The 16,074-nt window shown below is 64.2% G+C and carries 18 protein-coding genes; 8 read left to right on the top strand and 10 right to left on the bottom strand.

All coding sequences use genetic code 11. The annotated features are described in order from the left end of the window. The first annotated feature begins 159 nt into the window (after window positions 1-159). Window positions 160-627 (top strand): porin family protein, encoded by a 468-nt coding sequence (locus KB554_RS06725; RefSeq protein ID WP_141427807.1) that lies wholly within the window; start codon window positions 160-162, stop codon window positions 625-627. Window positions 628-748: 121 nt separating this feature from the next. Here KB554_RS06725 and def read toward each other — a convergent pair whose 3' ends face one another. The 7 genes from def to KB554_RS06690 all read right to left on the bottom strand — a co-directional run bounded on the left by def (window position 749) and on the right by KB554_RS06690 (window position 6,632). Continuing rightward, a complete protein-coding gene (gene def / locus KB554_RS06720) occupies window positions 749-1,294 on the bottom strand; it encodes a peptide deformylase (RefSeq protein WP_211035297.1) in 546 nt (181 codons plus the stop codon). A gap of 109 nt (window positions 1,295-1,403) precedes the next feature. Further along, a complete protein-coding gene (gene ruvX, locus KB554_RS06715; protein WP_211035296.1) occupies window positions 1,404-1,823 on the bottom strand; it encodes a Holliday junction resolvase RuvX in 420 nt (139 codons plus the stop codon). A gap of 143 nt (window positions 1,824-1,966) precedes the next feature. Further along, window positions 1,967-3,511 (bottom strand): glycine--tRNA ligase, encoded by a 1,545-nt coding sequence (locus tag KB554_RS06710; protein ID WP_141427810.1) that lies wholly within the window; start codon window positions 3,509-3,511, stop codon window positions 1,967-1,969. 115 nt (window positions 3,512-3,626) lie between these two features. Continuing rightward, on the bottom strand, window positions 3,627-4,262 hold the full coding sequence (locus KB554_RS06705) for a JAB domain-containing protein (protein WP_232522921.1): 636 nt from the start codon (window positions 4,260-4,262) through the stop codon (window positions 3,627-3,629). Between the two features lie 44 nt (window positions 4,263-4,306). Beyond that, window positions 4,307-5,071 (bottom strand): ribonuclease III, encoded by a 765-nt coding sequence (gene rnc / locus KB554_RS06700; RefSeq protein ID WP_141429927.1) that lies wholly within the window; start codon window positions 5,069-5,071, stop codon window positions 4,307-4,309. Between the two features lie 36 nt (window positions 5,072-5,107). Further along, on the bottom strand, window positions 5,108-6,355 hold the full coding sequence (gene fabF / locus KB554_RS06695) for a beta-ketoacyl-ACP synthase II (RefSeq protein ID WP_141427811.1): 1,248 nt from the start codon (window positions 6,353-6,355) through the stop codon (window positions 5,108-5,110). Window positions 6,356-6,395: 40 nt separating this feature from the next. Then, window positions 6,396-6,632 carry an acyl carrier protein gene (locus KB554_RS06690; RefSeq protein WP_141427812.1) on the bottom strand — a complete coding sequence of 79 codons (237 nt, stop codon included), beginning with the start codon at window positions 6,630-6,632 and terminating at the stop codon, window positions 6,396-6,398. A 177-nt stretch (window positions 6,633-6,809) separates the two neighbouring features. Between KB554_RS06690 and pepE the strand changes: the two genes are divergently transcribed. From pepE to KB554_RS06670, 4 genes are all read left to right on the top strand, one after another. Next, the gene (gene pepE, locus KB554_RS06685; RefSeq protein ID WP_141427813.1) at window positions 6,810-7,511 is read left to right on the top strand and encodes a dipeptidase PepE; all 702 of its coding nucleotides are present in this window, start codon (window positions 6,810-6,812) and stop codon (window positions 7,509-7,511) included. Window positions 7,512-7,517: 6 nt separating this feature from the next. Beyond that, window positions 7,518-8,360 carry a prephenate dehydrogenase gene (locus KB554_RS06680; protein WP_211035295.1) on the top strand — a complete coding sequence of 281 codons (843 nt, stop codon included), beginning with the start codon at window positions 7,518-7,520 and terminating at the stop codon, window positions 8,358-8,360. Further along, a complete protein-coding gene (locus KB554_RS06675; protein WP_211035294.1) occupies window positions 8,357-8,722 on the top strand; it encodes a YraN family protein in 366 nt (121 codons plus the stop codon). Before KB554_RS06680 ends, KB554_RS06675 begins: the two co-directional genes overlap by 4 nt. Window positions 8,723-8,885: 163 nt before the next feature. Next, the gene (locus KB554_RS06670) at window positions 8,886-10,115 is read left to right on the top strand and encodes a glycosyltransferase N-terminal domain-containing protein (RefSeq protein ID WP_211035293.1); all 1,230 of its coding nucleotides are present in this window, start codon (window positions 8,886-8,888) and stop codon (window positions 10,113-10,115) included. Between the two features lie 381 nt (window positions 10,116-10,496). On the opposite strand, the gene KB554_RS06665 is transcribed toward KB554_RS06670, so the two are convergent. Then, window positions 10,497-11,768 (bottom strand): histidine phosphatase family protein, encoded by a 1,272-nt coding sequence (locus KB554_RS06665; protein WP_339328766.1) that lies wholly within the window; start codon window positions 11,766-11,768, stop codon window positions 10,497-10,499. Continuing rightward, window positions 11,765-13,048 carry an L-serine ammonia-lyase, iron-sulfur-dependent, subunit alpha gene (locus KB554_RS06660; RefSeq protein WP_141429928.1) on the bottom strand — a complete coding sequence of 428 codons (1,284 nt, stop codon included), beginning with the start codon at window positions 13,046-13,048 and terminating at the stop codon, window positions 11,765-11,767. The genes KB554_RS06665 and KB554_RS06660 overlap by 4 nt, the downstream gene beginning before the upstream one ends. A gap of 211 nt (window positions 13,049-13,259) precedes the next feature. Between KB554_RS06660 and KB554_RS06655 the strand changes: the two genes are divergently transcribed. Continuing rightward, the gene (locus tag KB554_RS06655; RefSeq protein WP_211035292.1) at window positions 13,260-13,823 is read left to right on the top strand and encodes an NUDIX hydrolase; all 564 of its coding nucleotides are present in this window, start codon (window positions 13,260-13,262) and stop codon (window positions 13,821-13,823) included. Window positions 13,824-13,892: 69 nt separating this feature from the next. On the opposite strand, the gene KB554_RS06650 is transcribed toward KB554_RS06655, so the two are convergent. Next, window positions 13,893-14,576, bottom strand: coding sequence for a SagB/ThcOx family dehydrogenase (locus tag KB554_RS06650; RefSeq protein ID WP_141427819.1), 684 nt, complete (start codon window positions 14,574-14,576; stop codon window positions 13,893-13,895). A 73-nt stretch (window positions 14,577-14,649) separates the two neighbouring features. Between KB554_RS06650 and KB554_RS06645 the strand changes: the two genes are divergently transcribed. Next, window positions 14,650-15,609: a 4Fe-4S binding protein gene (locus tag KB554_RS06645; RefSeq protein ID WP_141427820.1), complete on the top strand. Its 960-nt coding sequence runs from the start codon at window positions 14,650-14,652 to the stop codon at window positions 15,607-15,609. A 13-nt stretch (window positions 15,610-15,622) separates the two neighbouring features. Further along, complete coding sequence (locus tag KB554_RS06640) at window positions 15,623-16,069, top strand: hypothetical protein (protein ID WP_141427821.1); 447 nt, start codon at window positions 15,623-15,625, stop codon at window positions 16,067-16,069. The last annotated feature ends 5 nt before the right edge of the window (window positions 16,070-16,074 follow it).

Below are 16,074 nucleotides of genomic sequence, written 5' to 3'. Positions count from 1 at the left end.
CAACGGAAAGGGGTCTGCGGCACGAGTGTTGCAGACCTCCTTTTTTGTGATTCAAAACGCCGGATTCGTTGAATTCATTTGTCCGGGATGAGAATTTTACGTATATTTGTTTGATAAATGATTCGGAGGGAGAGTATTCACAACTTAAACACAAAAAATATGAAAAAGATCATTCTTCTGACCATCGCCGCGCTGTGCGCATTCACCGCGGTTTCAGCACAGGACAAGGGGAATTGGGGAGTAGGGCCGCAAATCGGCATCTACACCAATACGGGAGCCGACGGTGCCATCTTCGGCATCGGCGCCACGGGACGTTACAGCTTCACCGACACGTGGCGCATCCAGCCGTCGCTCACGGCCCTCTGCAAATCGGGCTGCTCGGTGGATATCGCGGCCGACGTGCAGTACCTCTTCGAGGTCGCAAGTTCGTGGGACGTCTATCCGCAGGCCGGTCTGAGCGCCAACGACATCGGCGGCTGGTCGTGCGGCATCAACCTCGGTGCAGGCACGGACTTCAACGTGGCCCGCAACTGGGACCTCTCGGCCGGATTCAAGTGGATGATCCAGACAGCCAAATGGCACAAGAACCCGATCATCATCAACATCGGCGCCACCTACCGCTTCTGATCCGAACGGAGAAAGCGGGGAGACGAACCCCGCATAAAAAAGCAGAGACCGACGTCGGTCTCTGCTTTTTCCGTTTTCGCCCGGAGCCGAACACCCCGGCTCCCACCGGATCCTCCGTCTCCTACCGGGTCTTGTATCCGCAGCGATACTTGCCCTTGGCCAGATTGAGCAGCTTGCTCTTGAGCAACTGACGGCGCAGCGGCGCGACGCGGTCCGTGAAGACCACACCCTCGATATGGTCGTACTCGTGCTGGATGACCCACGCCTTCAGCCCCGTGAACTCCTCGTCGTGCTCCACGAAATCGGTATCCATGTAGCGCATCCGGATCGAGAGCGAGCGCGGCACGTCGGCATGGATGCCGGGAAACGAGAGGCAGCCCTCGTTGTAGGTCTTCTTCTCGGCCGAGTACTCGTAAATCTCGGGATTCAGAAAGGCCCGTTTGTAGTCGGCGCACGAAGGGTCGTCCTCGGCCCACGGCGTGCAGTCCACGATGAACAGGCGGATGTCCTTGCCGATCTGCGGCGCGGCCAGCCCGACGCCTTCGGCCTCTTCGAGCGTGAGGAACATGTCCTCGGCGAGTTTCTTCACTTCGGGGTAGTCGGGACCGATCTCCCGGCAGCGCTTGCGCAGCACCTCGTCCCCGTATATGACAATCGGATAAATCATAATCTGAAAAACAATCGTATATTGCCTAATTTTATTGTATCGTCCCGTAAAAAACCGCGGCGGCCCGCGCTACGGCTCCGGCCCGGAGCTCGTGCGGCTACCGGCCCCGTCAGCGGGAGGGGACGGATTCCATATAGCCCTGGAGGATGATCGTCGCCGATATTTTGTCCACCAGCGCCTTGTCGCGGCGGGCCATCCGGCCGATACCGCTGTCGCGCATCGCACGATGCGCCAGCACCGACGTGAAACGTTCGTCGTAGAAGACCACCTCCTTGTCGGGCCAGGCCCGGCGCAGGCGCGCGGCCAGCGGCTCGATGAAACGCCACGTCTCCGAAGGCGTGCCGTCCATCCGCGCAGGCTTGCCCACGACGATCGTGGAGACCTCCTCGCGGGCGAAATAGTCCGCCAGCCACCGCTCCAGCTCCCGGGTCGGTACGGTCTCCAGTCCTCCGGCGATCAGCCGCAGGGGGTCGCTCACGGCGATTCCCGTGCGCTTCGTCCCGTAGTCTATGGCGAGGATGCGTCCCACGGTTCAAAGATTGATTTCCGTCCGGCGCTCCGACCGCACTCCCGAAAGCAGCAGGCCGGCCAGCGCCCCCGACACGAAACAGAACCGCGCCACCCGCCGGCGGCTCCGGCTCCGACGATCTCCGGAGAAAAAGTCCATTCCCCTTACAGATTCAGCTTTCCGAACAGCCTGCGGTACGAGCACTCCTTCTCGACGAGCGACGGCAGCGCCTCGATCTGCACGCGCTCCTGCTCCATCGAATCGCGGTGGCGGACCGTCACCGTGCCGTCCTCGAGCGTCTGCCCGTCCACGGTCACGCAGAACGGCGTGCCGATGGCATCCTGACGGCGGTAGCGCTTGCCCACGGAGTCCTTCTCGTCGTAGATGACGTTGTAATCGTATTTCAGCTCATCGACGATCCGCTGCGCCACCTCGGGCATGCCGTCCTTTTTGACCAGCGGCAGCACGGCCACCTTCACCGGCGCCAGCGCGGCGGGCAGACGCAGCACGACGCGCGAATCGCCGCCGTCGAGCGTCTCCTCGGTATAGGCCGCCGACATGACCTGCAGGAACATGCGGTCCACGCCGATCGACGTCTCCACGACATAGGGCACGTAGCTCTCGCCCGTCTCCGGGTCGAAGTACTGGATCTTCCGGCCCGAGAACTTCTGGTGGTTGCCCAGGTCGAAATCCGTGCGCGAGTGGATGCCCTCGACCTCCTTGAAGCCGAACGGGAAGTTATACTCGATGTCCGTGGCGGCATTGGCGTAGTGCGCCAGTTTCTCGTGGTCGTGGAAACGGTAGTTGTCGTCGCCGAAGCCCAGCGCGCGGTGCCATGCCATGCGCGTCTCCTTCCAGCGGTTCCACCACTCCATCTCGGTCCCGGGGCGCACGAAGAACTGCATCTCCATCTGCTCGAACTCGCGCATGCGGAAGATGAACTGCCGGGCCACGATCTCGTTGCGGAACGCCTTGCCGATCTGCGCGATACCGAACGGCAGCTTCATGCGGCCCGTTTTCTGGACATTGAGGAAATTGACGAAAATGCCCTGCGCCGTCTCGGGCCGCAGGTAGATCGTCGAGGCCCCTTCGGCCGTCGAACCCATCTGCGTCGAGAACATGAGGTTGAACTGCCGCACGTCGGTCCAGTTGCGCGTGCCGGAAACGGGGCAGGCGATCTCGCAGTCGAGGATGATCTGCCGCAGCCCGGCAAGGTCGTTGGCGTTCATCGCCTCGGCAAAACGCCCGTGCACGGCGTTCCGGCGGGCGAGCGTCTCCGCCACGCGGGGCGAGGTCTCGCGGTACTTCGCCTCGTCGAACGCCTCGCCGAAACGCTTGCGGGCCTTCTCGACCTCCTTCTCCACCTTCTCGTCCTGTTTGGCGATCCACTCCTCGATGAGCACGTCGGCGCGGTAGCGCTTCTTCGAATCCCTGTTGTCGATCAGCGGGTCGTTGAACGCCGACACGTGGCCCGAAGCCTCCCAGGTTTTGGGATGCATGAAAATGGCGGCGTCGATGCCCACGATGTTCTCGTGCAGCTTGACCATCGAATCCCACCAGTAGCGCTTGATATTGTTCTTCAGCTCCACGCCGTTCTGCCCGTAGTCATAAACGGCGGCCAGACCGTCGTAGATCTCGCTCGAAGGAAACACGAACCCGTACTCCTTGCAGTGGGCGACCAGCTTCTTGAAAAGTTCTTCCTGCGTCATCGTATTTTGGTATTTTACTGATTTTCCGGACTACAAAAGTACAAAATAAATGGATATTCCCTCCCGCCGGCGGAGAATTTATTTCCCGGGGGAAACGGCCCCGGAACCGGACGGGTCAGCCGAGAAGCCCCGCGCGCAGGAAGGAGAAATCGCCGCCGCGGGCGATGACGATGTGGTCCAGCAGGCGGATGTCGAACAGCGCCGCGGCACGGGCGATCCGCTCGGTCAGCGCCCGGTCCTGCGGACTGGCTTCGGCCGTTCCGGAGGGATGGTTGTGAATGAGAATGAGCTGCGTGGCGAGCAGCTCCAGGGCGCGCTTGACCACGATCCGGTGATCGACGACCGTTCCCGTCACACCGCCCTGGCTCACCCGCTGCCGCTCGATGATCCGGTTCGACGCGGTGAGGTACACCGCCCAGCACTCCTCGTGCGGCAACTGTTCGAGCTGCGGCCGGAACAGCCGCACCACGTCGTCGCTCGTGGCGATACAGTCGGCCTCCGCGGCACGCTCCGCAACGGCCCGGCGGCCGAACTCGGCGGCGGCGAGCAACAGCCGCGCCCGCCGCAGGCCCAACCCGCCGATCATGCGCAGACGCGCCTCCCCTTCGCCGGCGATACGCGCCAGCGAATCCCCGCAGGCCGCCAGCAGCGCGTCGGCCCGCTGTCCGTCCTCCGTAAGCAGGGTCAGCAGTTCCCGGTCGGTAAGCGCCCCGACTCCCCGCGCAGCCATCTTGTCGGAAATCGTCGTCATAGGTATTCCGTACGCCCGTTCCGGGACTTCGCCCGGAGAGCGTGTCATTTCGTCCCCGTCAGCCGGTCCACCTTGTCGAGCAGCGAGGCGCACTGCTCGTCGGTCATGTACTGCGACACGGAGAAGGCCGCATGCTGCTCGGCCTCCTTCTTCGAGTCGCCCGCACCGTGGCCGACCTCCATGCCGTCCACCAGCACCGTACAGTGGAACACCGGGTGGTTCGGAGCCGCCTCCTTGTCGAAGCCCGTGCGGAACGAGACCTTGTGGCGGTTCTTCTGACACCACTCGATCAGGCGGCTCTTGAAGTCGTTCTCCGATTCGGTGAGCTCCTCGAGGTCGAGCAGTCCGAAGTAGATGCGGTTGATCAGCAGCCGATTGACGAAATCGTACCCCTGATCCAGATAGACCGCCCCCATCATCGCCTCGAAAGCGTCGCCGTAGATATGCTTCTGGGCGATTCCGGCGCCGTTGGCCGAAATCACGTGCGCGTCGAGTCCCAGCTTCACCGCCAGTCCGTTGAGCGACTGCCGCGAAACGATCTTCGAGCGCAGCTTGGTCATGAACCCTTCGTCGCGGTCGGGGTATTCGATGAAGATATAGTCCGAAGTGACGGCCTCGATCACGGCATCGCCCAGGTATTCGAGCCGCTCGTTGTTGATCGAACGGCCGTCCTCCAAAACCAAAGAAGCTGACTTGTGAACCAAAGCCAGCTTGTAGAGTTCGATATTGTGCGGAACGAATCCGAACAAATCGTCGATAATCCTGTAATACGCCTTGTCGGGCCCGAAATTCCGTCTCCACGGACGCAGCAGAAAGTCGATCACGGCGGCGGGACCCTTCGGGCGTTAGAGCTTGCGGAAAATGACCGTCGAGTTGTGGCCGCCGAAGCCGAACGTATTGCTCAGCGCACACTTCACGTCGCGCTTCTGCGCCGTGTTGAGCGTGAGGTTCAGCTTCGAGTCGATCTCGGGATCGAGATTCTCGCAGTTGATCGTCGGGGGCACGACGCCGTGCGTCAGCGCGAAGATGCAGGCCAGAGCCTCCACGGCGCCGGCGGCACCCAGCAGATGTCCCGTCATGGATTTGGTCGAGGAGATGTTGATGTCGTACACGTGGTCGCCCAATACGCCAGCGACGGCCTTCAGCTCGGGAATGTCGCCCGCAGGGGTCGAGGTTCCGTGCACGTTCACATAGTCGATCTCCCCGGGGGTGATGCCGGCGTCCTTGATGGCGTCGCGCATCGCCTTCATGGCCCCCTTGCCCTCGGGATGGGGCGCCGTGAAATGGTAGGCGTCGGCCGAAGCGCCTCCGCCCACGATCTCGCAGTAGATCTTCGCCCCGCGCGCCTTGGCGTGCTCGTACTCCTCCAGAATCAGCGCGCCCGCGCCCTCGCCGATCACGAAGCCGTCGCGGTCCTTGTCGAACGGACGCGAAGCGTGCACGGGATCGTCGTTGCGCGTCGAAAGCGCCTGCATGGAGTTGAAACCGCCCACCGAAGGCTCGTTCACGGCGGCTTCCGAGCCGCCCGTGACCATCACGTCGGCCTTGCCGTAGCGGATGGCCTCCATGGCGGCGATCATGCCGTGGTTGGACGAAGCGCAGGCCGACACGGTGCAGTAGTTCGGTCCCATGAAGCCGTACTTCATGGAGATGAAACCGGCCGCGATGTCGGCGATCATGCGGGGAATAAAGAACGGGCTAAACCGCGGGGTTCCATCCCCGGCGGCATAGCCCAGACACTCATCGAAGAACGACTTGAGTCCTCCGATACCCGAACTCCAGATGACGCCCACCTGCTCCTTATCGACCTTCTCGAGATCGAGGGCCGAATCCGCCACGGCCTGCTCGGCCGCGATCAGAGCGTACTGGGTGAAAAGGTCGTACTTGCGCACTTCCTTCCGGTCGAAATACCGGGTCGGGTCGTAATTCTTTACTTCACAAGCGAAGCGTGTCTTAAATTTCTCAGCGTCGAAATGAGTAATGGGCGCGGCACCGCTGACTCCCTTCTCCAAATTCGAAAAATACTCCTCAATACTATTGCCGAGCGGGTTGATCGTCCCGATACCCGTAACAACTACTCTTCTTCCTGTCATAAATTTAAGGCTTCTTGCCGTGAAACGAATATGGTAGAAATTATTTCTTGTGCTCCTCGATGTACTTGATAGCGTCGCCGACGGTAGCGATCTTCTCGGCGTCCTCGTCCGGAATCTGGATGTCGAAAGCCTTCTCGAACTCCATGATCAGCTCCACGGTGTCGAGCGAATCCGCACCCAGGTGGTTGGTGAAGCTTGCTCCGGGCACAACCTCCGACTCCTTGACACCCAGCTTGTCGACGATGATCTCGACAACTTTTGATTGAACATCTGCCATAATTTTAAGTTTTTAGTTAAACAATTATTTGGAAATAGCAACTCACATTTCCAGCGTAATTTTGCGCAAAAGTAACACTTTTTTTATTACTTTTGACAAAACGCTGCGATTTTTTGTTCACAATTTTTTCGACATTTAGCACAAAAATTCGCAAAAAACATTCAGAAACAACCGATTATGAAATTACTTCTCATCTCCAATTCGACCAACGCCGGGGAGGAATACCTGCGTTATCCGCTGCCCGAAATCGGACGCTTCCTGCAGGGCGTGCGCGAAATCGTCTTCGTGCCCTACGCCGCGGTCACCTTCTCCTACGCCGAATACGAACGCAGGGTGCAGGCGCGTTTCGCCGAGCTGGGCATCCGCGTCCGCTCGGTGCACCGGGCCGGGGATCCCGCAGCGTTCGTCCGCCGGGCCGAAGCGATCTGCGTGGGCGGCGGCAACACCTTCGCGCTGGCCAGAAAGATGCAGCAGCAGGGGCTGATGCAGGCCATCCTGCGCCGGATCAGGGCAGGCGTGCCCTACGTCGGCTGGTCGGCCGGCAGCAACGTCTGCTGCCCGACGATCTCGACCACGAACGACATGCCGATCGTCCAGCCCGAATCGTTCCGGGCCATCGGAGCGGTGAAGTTCCAGATCAACCCCCACTACCTCGACGCCAATCCCGCGGGACACGCCGGGGAGACGCGCGAGCAGCGCATCCGCGAATACATCGAGGCCAACCCGCGCCGCTGGGTGGCCGGGCTGCGCGAAGGGTGCATGCTGCGTTACGACGGCGGACGGTTGGAACTGATCGGAGGACGGCCGATGCGGATGTTCCGCAAGGGCGTCGAACCGTTCGAAGTGGAACCGGGCGGAGACCTTTCGTTCTTATTATAAATAGGTATGAAAGCGATGATAGCGGGCCTGGGCCTCATCGGAGGCTCGTTCGCCCTGGCGTTGCGCGACCGTGCGCTCGCCGAAGAGATTCTCGGCGTGGAGAAATCGCCGGAAATCGCCGAGGAGGCGATGCGGCTGGGTCTCGCGGACCGGATCGTGGGATTCGAAGAGGGAATCGCCGAGGCCGACCTGGTGGTGCTGGCCACCCCCGTGGACACCATTCCGATCATGGCCGTCAAGGCGCTCAACCGCGCGACGGACAGGCAGGTGGTCATGGACATGGGGTCGATCAAGGGCGAGTTGTGCGAGGTCGTCTCGATGCACGCCCGCCGCGGACGTTTCGTCGCCGCCCATCCGATGTGGGGCACGGAGTACAGCGGTCCGAAGGCCGCACAGCGGGGCGCCTTCTCGGGCCGGATCGCCGTATTGTGCGACACGGAGCGCAGCGACGCCGACGCGGTGGCCCTCGTGGAGCGGATCTTCCGGACGCTGGAATGCCCGCTCGTGTATATGGACCCCGAGGAACACGACCTGCACGCGGCCTACGTGTCGCATATTTCGCACGTCACGTCGTTCGCCCTGGCGCTCACCGTACTCGAAAAGGAGCGCGAGGAACGGCATATCTTCGACTTGGCGGGCGGAGGCTTCGAGAGCACCGTGCGGCTGGCAAAAAGCGCCGCAGGGACCTGGGTTCCGATCCTGCTGCGCAACAAATACAACGTGCTGGACGTTCTGCGCGAACACATCCACCAGTTGCAGATCATGCGGCGCATGATCGAGCGGGACGACGCCGAGGGGCTGACCGAGGCGATGCAGCGCGCGAACTCCATCCAGCGCATCCTCCGGTGACGACGACGGCCGAAACGGGACGTGCGGGCGAACGCGCCGCGGCGGAACACCTGCGGCAGGCGGGATACGAGATCCGCGACACGAACTGGCGGGCGGGACGGGACGAGCTGGACATCGTGGCCCTGCGCGGGGAGGTGCTGCATTTCGTGGAGGTCAAGACCCGTCGAGCCGGGTCGCTCACGCCGCCCGAAGCGGCCGCCACGCAGCGCAAGTTCCGCGCCCTGACCCGCGCCGCGGCCCGCTACCTGCGCACCGCCGGATGGCAGGGCGAGGTGCAGTTCGACCTGGCGGCCGTCACGCTGTCGGACGACGGCCGCGCCGACGTGGAGCTCATCGAGCGGGCGATGGAACACCACTGGTGACCTGCGGGCAGCCCCGCCGGCACACGAAGGAAGCGTCCGCAATTTTTGCAAATCCGGCAAATTATGCTATCTTTGCCGGCTGAAAACAAACTCCCTGACACTGAACGCCAAGCGCGGGAAAAGTCCGGGCGGAAACGACAAACCTCAATACCGGCAAACAGCGATGTGGCTCTATAATCTCGGGCTGACACTCTATGTATGGGCCATCCGGCTCGTGGCGCCGCGCCATCCGAAGGCCCGGCTCTGGATCGAAGGACGCAGGGACCTCTTCCGCCGCATACGCGAAGCGGTCGCTCCCGGGGAGCGGATCGTCTGGATGCACGTCGCGTCGCTCGGCGAGTTCGAACAGGGCCGCCCGATCATCGAGGAACTGCGCCGGAAACACCCCGAATACAAAATCCTGCTCACCTTCTTCTCGCCTTCGGGCTACGAAATCCGGAAAAACTACGCCGGAGCCGACCATATCTTCTACCTGCCGATCGACACCCCGCGCAACGCCCGCCGGTTTCTCGACGCCGTACACCCCGAAATCGCCATCTTCGTCAAATACGAGTTCTGGCTGAACCTGCTCTCGGAACTGCGCCGCCGGCATGTGCGGACCTTCATCGTTTCGGCCATCTTCCGCCGCAATTCGGTCTTCTTCCGTCCCTACGGCGGCATGTGGCGGCAGGCGCTCGAATCGTTCGACGTCCTGTTCGTGCAGAACGAGGAGTCGAAAAAACTGCTGGCGACGCTGGGATTCGACAACGTGCTGGTGGCCGGAGACACCCGTTTCGACCGTGTGGCCGAAATCGCCCGGGCCGCCAGACGCATCGACCTCATCGACCGCTTCAAGGGCGACGCACGCCTCTTCGTGGCCGGTTCGACATGGGGTCCGGACGAGGAGCTGCTCATCCGCCTTGCGAACGACAATCCCGAAATCAAGTTCGTCATCGCCCCCCACGAAATGGACGAGGGCCGCATCGCGCGGCTGATCGCCGAGACGCGGGGCGGGGCGCTGCGTTACACGCAATGCACGCCCCACACGGCTTTCGGGCCGAAGCAGGTGATGATCCTCGACACCGTGGGCCTGCTCGCCTCGGTCTACGGCTATGCGACATGGAGCTATGTGGGCGGCGGATTCGGCGTCGGCATCCACAACACGCTCGAAGCGGCGACCTTCGGACTGCCGGTCGCCTTCGGGCCCAATTACGGGAAATTCAAGGAGGCGCGCGATCTGGTGACGCTCGGCGCGGCCCGCTCCGTCGGCAACTACGAAGAACTGAACGCCTGGTTCGTCCCCCTGCGCGACAACGAGGAGTTCCTCCAGCGCACCAGCCGCATCGCCAAGGACTACACCACGCGCCACCAGGGCGCCACGGGCATCATCGTCCGGACGATCTTCCAACAATAGCACGCGCGCCGTCCGGGAACTCCGGCACGCATGCGCTTCTCTCCGCCCCGACGACATCCCGAACCGCGGCACAGCCCCGCCGACAGAGAGACACACCCCCGGCCAAATACGGCAATTCCGACGAACGCATCCTCCCTGCGCACACGGGGACGGACTTCGGAAAAAGCACAAACCCGGCGCCGGGCCCTCCCCGACAGACGCGGCGAGCCGTCATGAACACAGGACAGCCGCCGCAGAGGCGCAAAGCCGGGCGGGTCGCCCTCCGGGATGAAAAGCCGGGTCCCGGGGTCCGGCGATGCAAAGAAACGGCCGGCCCCTGCGGCAGCCGAATGTGCCGCAGGGGCCGGTCGTATCGGAACGCACGGGGCTCGCACCGTCAAATCACTCGTACAGCCGCTCGCAATAGCGTTTCAGCGCCTCCCACTCGTAATAGGGACCGCCGTCGAGCGGCAGCCGGGCGTCGCGCTCGTTGTAAAGCACCCGCACCCGGACATCGCCCGCGGCATTGCGGAAGAAGACGAACTGCACGTTGCCCGCCATCGGCGAAACCTTCTCGATGCTCCAGCAGGAGCGCACCTCGTCCACGGAGCCCACCCGCGCCGAGGCGCCCTCCACCTGCAACAGGGCGGCGAGGGGTGTCAGATAGACGTCGTGCCCGAAACGTAGCGAGGCCGCCAGCGGCTCCTTCCCGTCGATCACCCGCCGGGCCGTCTCCACGAAATCGCGGAGCAGCGGCCGGGCCGAGGCCACGACCGGATCGCCGAAACGCAGCGAAGGCCCCATCGTCAGGTAACAGTAGGCGTTCAGACTCTCCCAGAGCGCATAGAGCTCCCCGGGCGTGAAAATATCGTAGAACGCCCACTCGGGACGGTCGATGTCCTGCGCGATGGAGGTCAGCATGAAGAGGTCCCACATGAACCGCTGCGGATCGGCGACCTGCGGGGCTTCGTCCGTAAAGAGCGCCGAAAGAAGCCGCTCGGGATGCAGCCAGGCCCGCTTGGCGCTGTCCGCCACCTCGCGCGCCGCCTTGTCCATATCTTTGTCCCGCTCCCCGTTGGCCAGATAGCTCAGGTCGCGGGCGCTCGCCGTACGGACCATGCGGATCCGGGGATCGAGCTCCTTGAGCCGCTCGTTGAAGGCGGCCATGCTCAGGATGCAGCGCGGCACGAGCGTCGAACGGCTCTCCACCCGGCATTCGCGGCCGTCCGCCGTCGAGAATACCTCGGGATAGGCCGCATACATGCGTTCGGCGATCGCCCGGTGTTCGCGCACCCCGCGCGGCGACAGGTCGCCGTAGCGCCCTGCGGCATCGGCGGCCAGCGCCTCGCCCTTCGCCAGGACGGCACGGCCCGCCGCCGTCAGCGTCCCCGCCGCCGCAGCCTCGCGCAGCGGGACGAGCGGCGCCGTGTAATGCGCTTCGGAGGAGTGGTAGCGGCTGCCGTGGCGGCCGTAATGGCTGATATAGAACGGTACGTATCCCTCCGGAACGGGCTCGGCCTCCGCGGGACGGTATTCGTACGAATGATAGACGCCGGCGGCCCGTTCGGGGCAGTCGGCGATTTCCTCCGGCGCGGTCTGCGCGGCCGCGGCGCCCGCAGTCAGCACACACAATGCCGAAGCGAGGAGCTTCGATGAAAAACGGTTTCCTTTCACGATTTATGCGTCATTATTCCCAGCACGAGCCGGTCGGTTTCATTCATGCCGTCGCGGCCGATGGCCGTCAGATTGCGGATGCACTTGTCCACGTCCTCCTCGATGATCCCCTCCACCGGCGTCACGCAGTGACCGTCCATGGCCATCATCGCCGAGAGCAGAGCCGTCGAGACGCCGCTCGTGAGCTTCATCGCGCAGCTCGGCTTCGCACCGTCGCAGATCATGCCCGTCAGGTTGGCGATCATGTTCTTCACCGCGGCGGCCGCCTCGGCGTATCCGCCGCCCATCAGGTAGGTCACGCCGCAGCTCGAACCCGTCGCGGCGGCCACGCAGCCGCAGAGGGCCGACAGCCGTCCGAGGCTCTGCTTGATGTAGATCACCGTCAGGTGGCTCAGCGTCAGCGCGCGGATCATCCGCTCCTCCGAAGCGTGCGTCTCCTCGGCATAGACCGCCACGGGCAGCGTCGCGGCGATGCCCTGGTTGCCGCTGCCCGAGTTGCTCATCACCGGAATCATGGCCCCGGCCATGCGGGCGTCGCACGCCGCCGAGGTGTAGGAGAGGACGCGGGTGAAGATGCTGTCGCCCATCACGCGGCGTTCGCGGTCGCAGCGGAGCGTCCGTCCCACGCAATGACCGAACTCGCCCGCAAGCGAACGCTCGGCGGCGGCCTTGTTCACGCGGCTCGTCTCGAGAATGAAGCGCAGCTCCTCCGCCGGCGCGGTCATGGCGAAATCCCAGACCCGGCGGAACGTCAGCGGAACTTCCTCCTCGCCCGCGGCGTCCGCGGACGGCGTGCGGCGGTCGAGCAGCGTCTCGCCGTCGCGGGTCACGCTGACGAAACGCGTATGGCCTCCGGCTATGACCGCCGCAGCCGAATGGCCCGCCGCCGCGACCTCGACCTCGATATAGAGTTTTTCGCCGATCGCCTCCTTCAGCGCGATCGCGATGCGCCGCTCGTCGATATAGCGCCGCCCCTGTTCCACGGCCTCGGGCGTCACGTCGCGCAACACCTCGAGCCGGTACTCCGAACGGCCCACGAGCGCTCCGAGGGCCACGGCGATCGGCAGGCCGATCATCCCCGTGCCGGGAATGCCCACGCCCATCGCGTTTTTCAGGATATTGGCACTCAGCCGCACGTCGATCCGCTCGGGCCGCACGCCCAGCGTCTCGGCGGCGCGCGCCGTACAGAGCGCCACGGCGATCGGTTCGGTGCACCCGATGGCGGGTACGACCTCCCGGTTCATCAGGGCGACGATCCGCGCCCGTTCTTCCCGGGGCATTGCAGGGGATTCCATAAAAATTCCGGTTCGTTTTGGAAAACAAATGACAACCGCCCACTTCCCGCATTCCGGCCGTCCCCTTCCCGGGTCCCGACGGCCCCGACCGGCAGACACCGCCGGAAACGGCGGCCGTCGGTACGGCGAGGTATCCGATTGCGAAACAAAGATAACGATTTTTCGCTATTTTTGCTCCGAACGAACGACAACAGCGATGGAAAATCCGAAAAACCGCAAATGGCGGGTCGTGCGGAGCGAATACCTCGCCCGCAAGCCGTGGTTCACCGTGCGCCACGAAACGATCTCGCTGCCCGACGGACGCACGATCCCCGACTACTACGTGTTCGAATACCCCGACTGGGTCAATGTCACGGCCATCGACCGCGAGGGACGCTTCGTGATGATCGACCAGTACCGTCACGGGCTGGGCGAGACCTCCTACGAAATCCCGGCCGGCGTGGCGGAACCCTCGGACGAGACGATGCTCGCCGCGGCGCAGCGCGAACTGCTCGAAGAGACCGGTTACGGCGGCGGCCAGTGGCGGCTGCTGACGACCCTCTGCGCCAATCCCGCCACGCAGAACAACCTGACGCACTGCTTCCTCGCCACGGGCGTCGAACGGCTCGGCGCGCAGCGGCCCGACCCGACGGAGGATATCCGCGTGCACCTCTTCTCCCGCGACGAGGTGCTGGAGCTGCTCCGCACCGACCGCATCCGGCAGGCGTTGATGGCCGCACCGCTCTGGCGCTGGTTCGCCGAAGAGGGCATCGTCGGATAACGGCTCCGTGAACCGCGAAGGCCCGCCGGACGTAAAGCCGACGGGCCTTTCCCGTTTCCGGCGAACGCCCTACCGTCCGACGGTCTGCGCCAGCGCCAGGAAGTAGCGTTCCGGATCGAGCCCGAGGGCTTCGAGCAGCTCCCCGGCGGGCGCGCTGCCGCGCGTGATCGAACGCAGCCCGTGCCCGGCCGCATAGAGGTTCACGTTCTCGGCACACCCCGCGGCATCCTGCCCGCAGAGGTAGCGGACCTGTTCGGCCGGGATACTCCGCCCCTCGTAAACCGCCCGGTCGGCGACATAGACCAGATTCAGCGGCGCCGAATAGACGAAGGGCTGCGCCCCGGAGAGTCTGCGGCGATCGCCCTCCAGCACGCGCACGAGCCTGTGCGCCTCCGCATCGTAACGATAGACCCCCTCGGCGAAGAAGACGTAGAGGCGGACCGGGTAGAGCGCCAGCGCCGAAGGAGCCGTCAGACGCCCCTCCTCCGGCCTGTTCTCGCCCGCGGCGGCCCATACGATACCCGAGAGCTCCTCGAGCGACAGCGCGCCGGGATTGTACTCGCGCCACGAACGGCGGTTCCGCAGCGCTTCGTCGATCGTCAGGCCGCCCTTCGGCGGCACCTGCACGAGCGCGATCTCTTCGCCGTACCGCACTTCGGTACGGGTTTCGGCGGTCTTCTCCGCCTCCGGGTTCCGGGTGCCTCCGCACGCCGCCAACAGCAGCGCCGCGCAGGCCAGCATTTTCGTTTTCATCCGTATTTCGATATTTACATTACGGACAAATATACGAATTTTTCCTACCTTTGCCTGCACACACCGAACGGATATGCAACCCGAACGCATCTGCACCCTCTTTTTCTCGCCGACAGGCACCTCGCGGAAAACGGCCACAGCCGTGGCGCGGGGAATCGCGGCTCCCTTTGCGGCGACGGCCGACAGCACGGCGACGGACCGCGCCACGGCAACGGCCGACAGCAGCGGCTCGACGGACCCGGCGAACCATGCCGCGGAAGCGAACCGCGTCGCCGCGACGCCGGAGAACGGTCCCATACCCGTACGCGCCCTCGACCTGACGCACGCCGCACCGCGCCCCGAAACGCTGTCAGCGGATACCGTGGCCGTATTCGCCGCACCGGTTTACGGCGGACGCATCCCCCGCACGGCGCTCGAACGCATGGAGGGCATCCGGGGCGAAGGCACGCCTGCGGTAGTGATCGCCGTTTACGGCAACCGGGCCTTCGAAAAGGCCGCGGCGGAGCTGGCGGATTTCGTGCGCGCCCGGGGATTCGTCCCGGTGGCCGCGGCGGCCTTCGTCGGGGAGCATTCGTACAGCACGGAACGCACGCCCATCGCGGCAGGCCGCCCCGACGGGCAGGACCTCGCCGCAGCGGAGGCGTTCGGCCGGGCCGTCCGGCGCAAACTCGCCGGGCAGGGACCCCTGCCGGTCGATGCCGCACGGCTCAAGGCCCCCGGCACGCCGCTCGTCCCGCTGCTGCGTTTCATCCGTTTCGTTCTCGCCTACCGGCGGCGCCAGAAGAAACACCCCGTCGTCCTGCTGCCCGCAGGCAGCGCGGACCGCTGCACGCACTGCGGCCGCTGCGCGGCGGTCTGCCCCACCGGAGCCATCGCCCGCGGCGACGAACTCCGCACCGACGCGGCCCGCTGCATCCGCTGCTGTGCCTGCGTAAAGGGGTGTCCGGTCGGTGCGCGCACCTTCGAAACGCCTTTCGCGGCGGCCCTTTCGCGCAACTTCGCACGCCGGAAACCGCCCGTCACCCTGCTTTGAGACACGACCGACGATGAAAACGCTCCCGATACGCCTCCGCCTCCTGCTCGGCGCCGCCGTGCTGCTGACGGGCTGTTTCGAGAAAAGCGGAACCTACGGTCCCGACCCCGGGGAGGCGATTCTCGCGCTCACGGCGCACGGCTGGGAGACGGAACACCCGGACGGCCCGGGAACGATAAAGGAGACATGGACGTTCCGCCCGATCGGGAACGGCCGCACGGAACTGCTGCGGACGCACGGAGACGGAAGCGAGGAACGCAGCGAGACGTTCTTCCTGTGGGAATACGTCGGGCCGAATTACAACGTGCTCTACATCGCGGCCGAAAACCTCCGTTCCTGCTACTGGGCCGTCGAGGAGCTGACGCACGGCACGCTAACCGTCCGAAAGAGTTTCATCGACCCCGATCTGGTGACATCGGGGGATTACAGCGAACGCATCCGGTTCTCCGCCGTCCGGTGACGGGC

The sequence above is a fragment of the Alistipes sp. Marseille-P2263 genome (assembly GCF_018101075.1).
GTDB lineage: Bacteria > Bacteroidota > Bacteroidia > Bacteroidales > Rikenellaceae > Alistipes > Alistipes dispar.
Note: the sequence above shows the minus strand (reverse complement) of the source record. Positions and strands in the feature narration are given on the sequence as shown.

Excerpts from the sequence above, each read along its gene's own strand:
- KB554_RS06725 (WP_141427807.1), top strand. The coding sequence starts at position 160 with ATGAAAAAGATCATTCTTCTGACCATCGCCGCGCTGTGCGCATTCACC.
- def (WP_211035297.1), bottom strand. The coding sequence starts at position 1,294 with ATGATTTATCCGATTGTCATATACGGGGACGAGGTGCTGCGCAAGCGC.
- KB554_RS06710 (WP_141427810.1), bottom strand. The coding sequence starts at position 3,511 with ATGACGCAGGAAGAACTTTTCAAGAAGCTGGTCGCCCACTGCAAGGAG.
- KB554_RS06705 (WP_232522921.1), bottom strand. The coding sequence starts at position 4,262 with ATGACGACGATTTCCGACAAGATGGCTGCGCGGGGAGTCGGGGCGCTT.
- fabF (WP_141427811.1), bottom strand. The coding sequence starts at position 6,355 with ATGACAGGAAGAAGAGTAGTTGTTACGGGTATCGGGACGATCAACCCG.
- KB554_RS06690 (WP_141427812.1), bottom strand. The coding sequence starts at position 6,632 with ATGGCAGATGTTCAATCAAAAGTTGTCGAGATCATCGTCGACAAGCTG.
- pepE (WP_141427813.1), top strand. The coding sequence starts at position 6,810 with ATGAAATTACTTCTCATCTCCAATTCGACCAACGCCGGGGAGGAATAC.
- KB554_RS06680 (WP_211035295.1), top strand. The coding sequence starts at position 7,518 with ATGAAAGCGATGATAGCGGGCCTGGGCCTCATCGGAGGCTCGTTCGCC.
- KB554_RS06670 (WP_211035293.1), top strand. The coding sequence starts at position 8,886 with ATGTGGCTCTATAATCTCGGGCTGACACTCTATGTATGGGCCATCCGG.
- KB554_RS06660 (WP_141429928.1), bottom strand. The coding sequence starts at position 13,048 with ATGCCCCGGGAAGAACGGGCGCGGATCGTCGCCCTGATGAACCGGGAG.
- KB554_RS06655 (WP_211035292.1), top strand. The coding sequence starts at position 13,260 with ATGGAAAATCCGAAAAACCGCAAATGGCGGGTCGTGCGGAGCGAATAC.
- KB554_RS06650 (WP_141427819.1), bottom strand. The coding sequence starts at position 14,576 with ATGAAAACGAAAATGCTGGCCTGCGCGGCGCTGCTGTTGGCGGCGTGC.
- KB554_RS06645 (WP_141427820.1), top strand. The coding sequence starts at position 14,650 with ATGCAACCCGAACGCATCTGCACCCTCTTTTTCTCGCCGACAGGCACC.
- KB554_RS06640 (WP_141427821.1), top strand. The coding sequence starts at position 15,623 with ATGAAAACGCTCCCGATACGCCTCCGCCTCCTGCTCGGCGCCGCCGTG.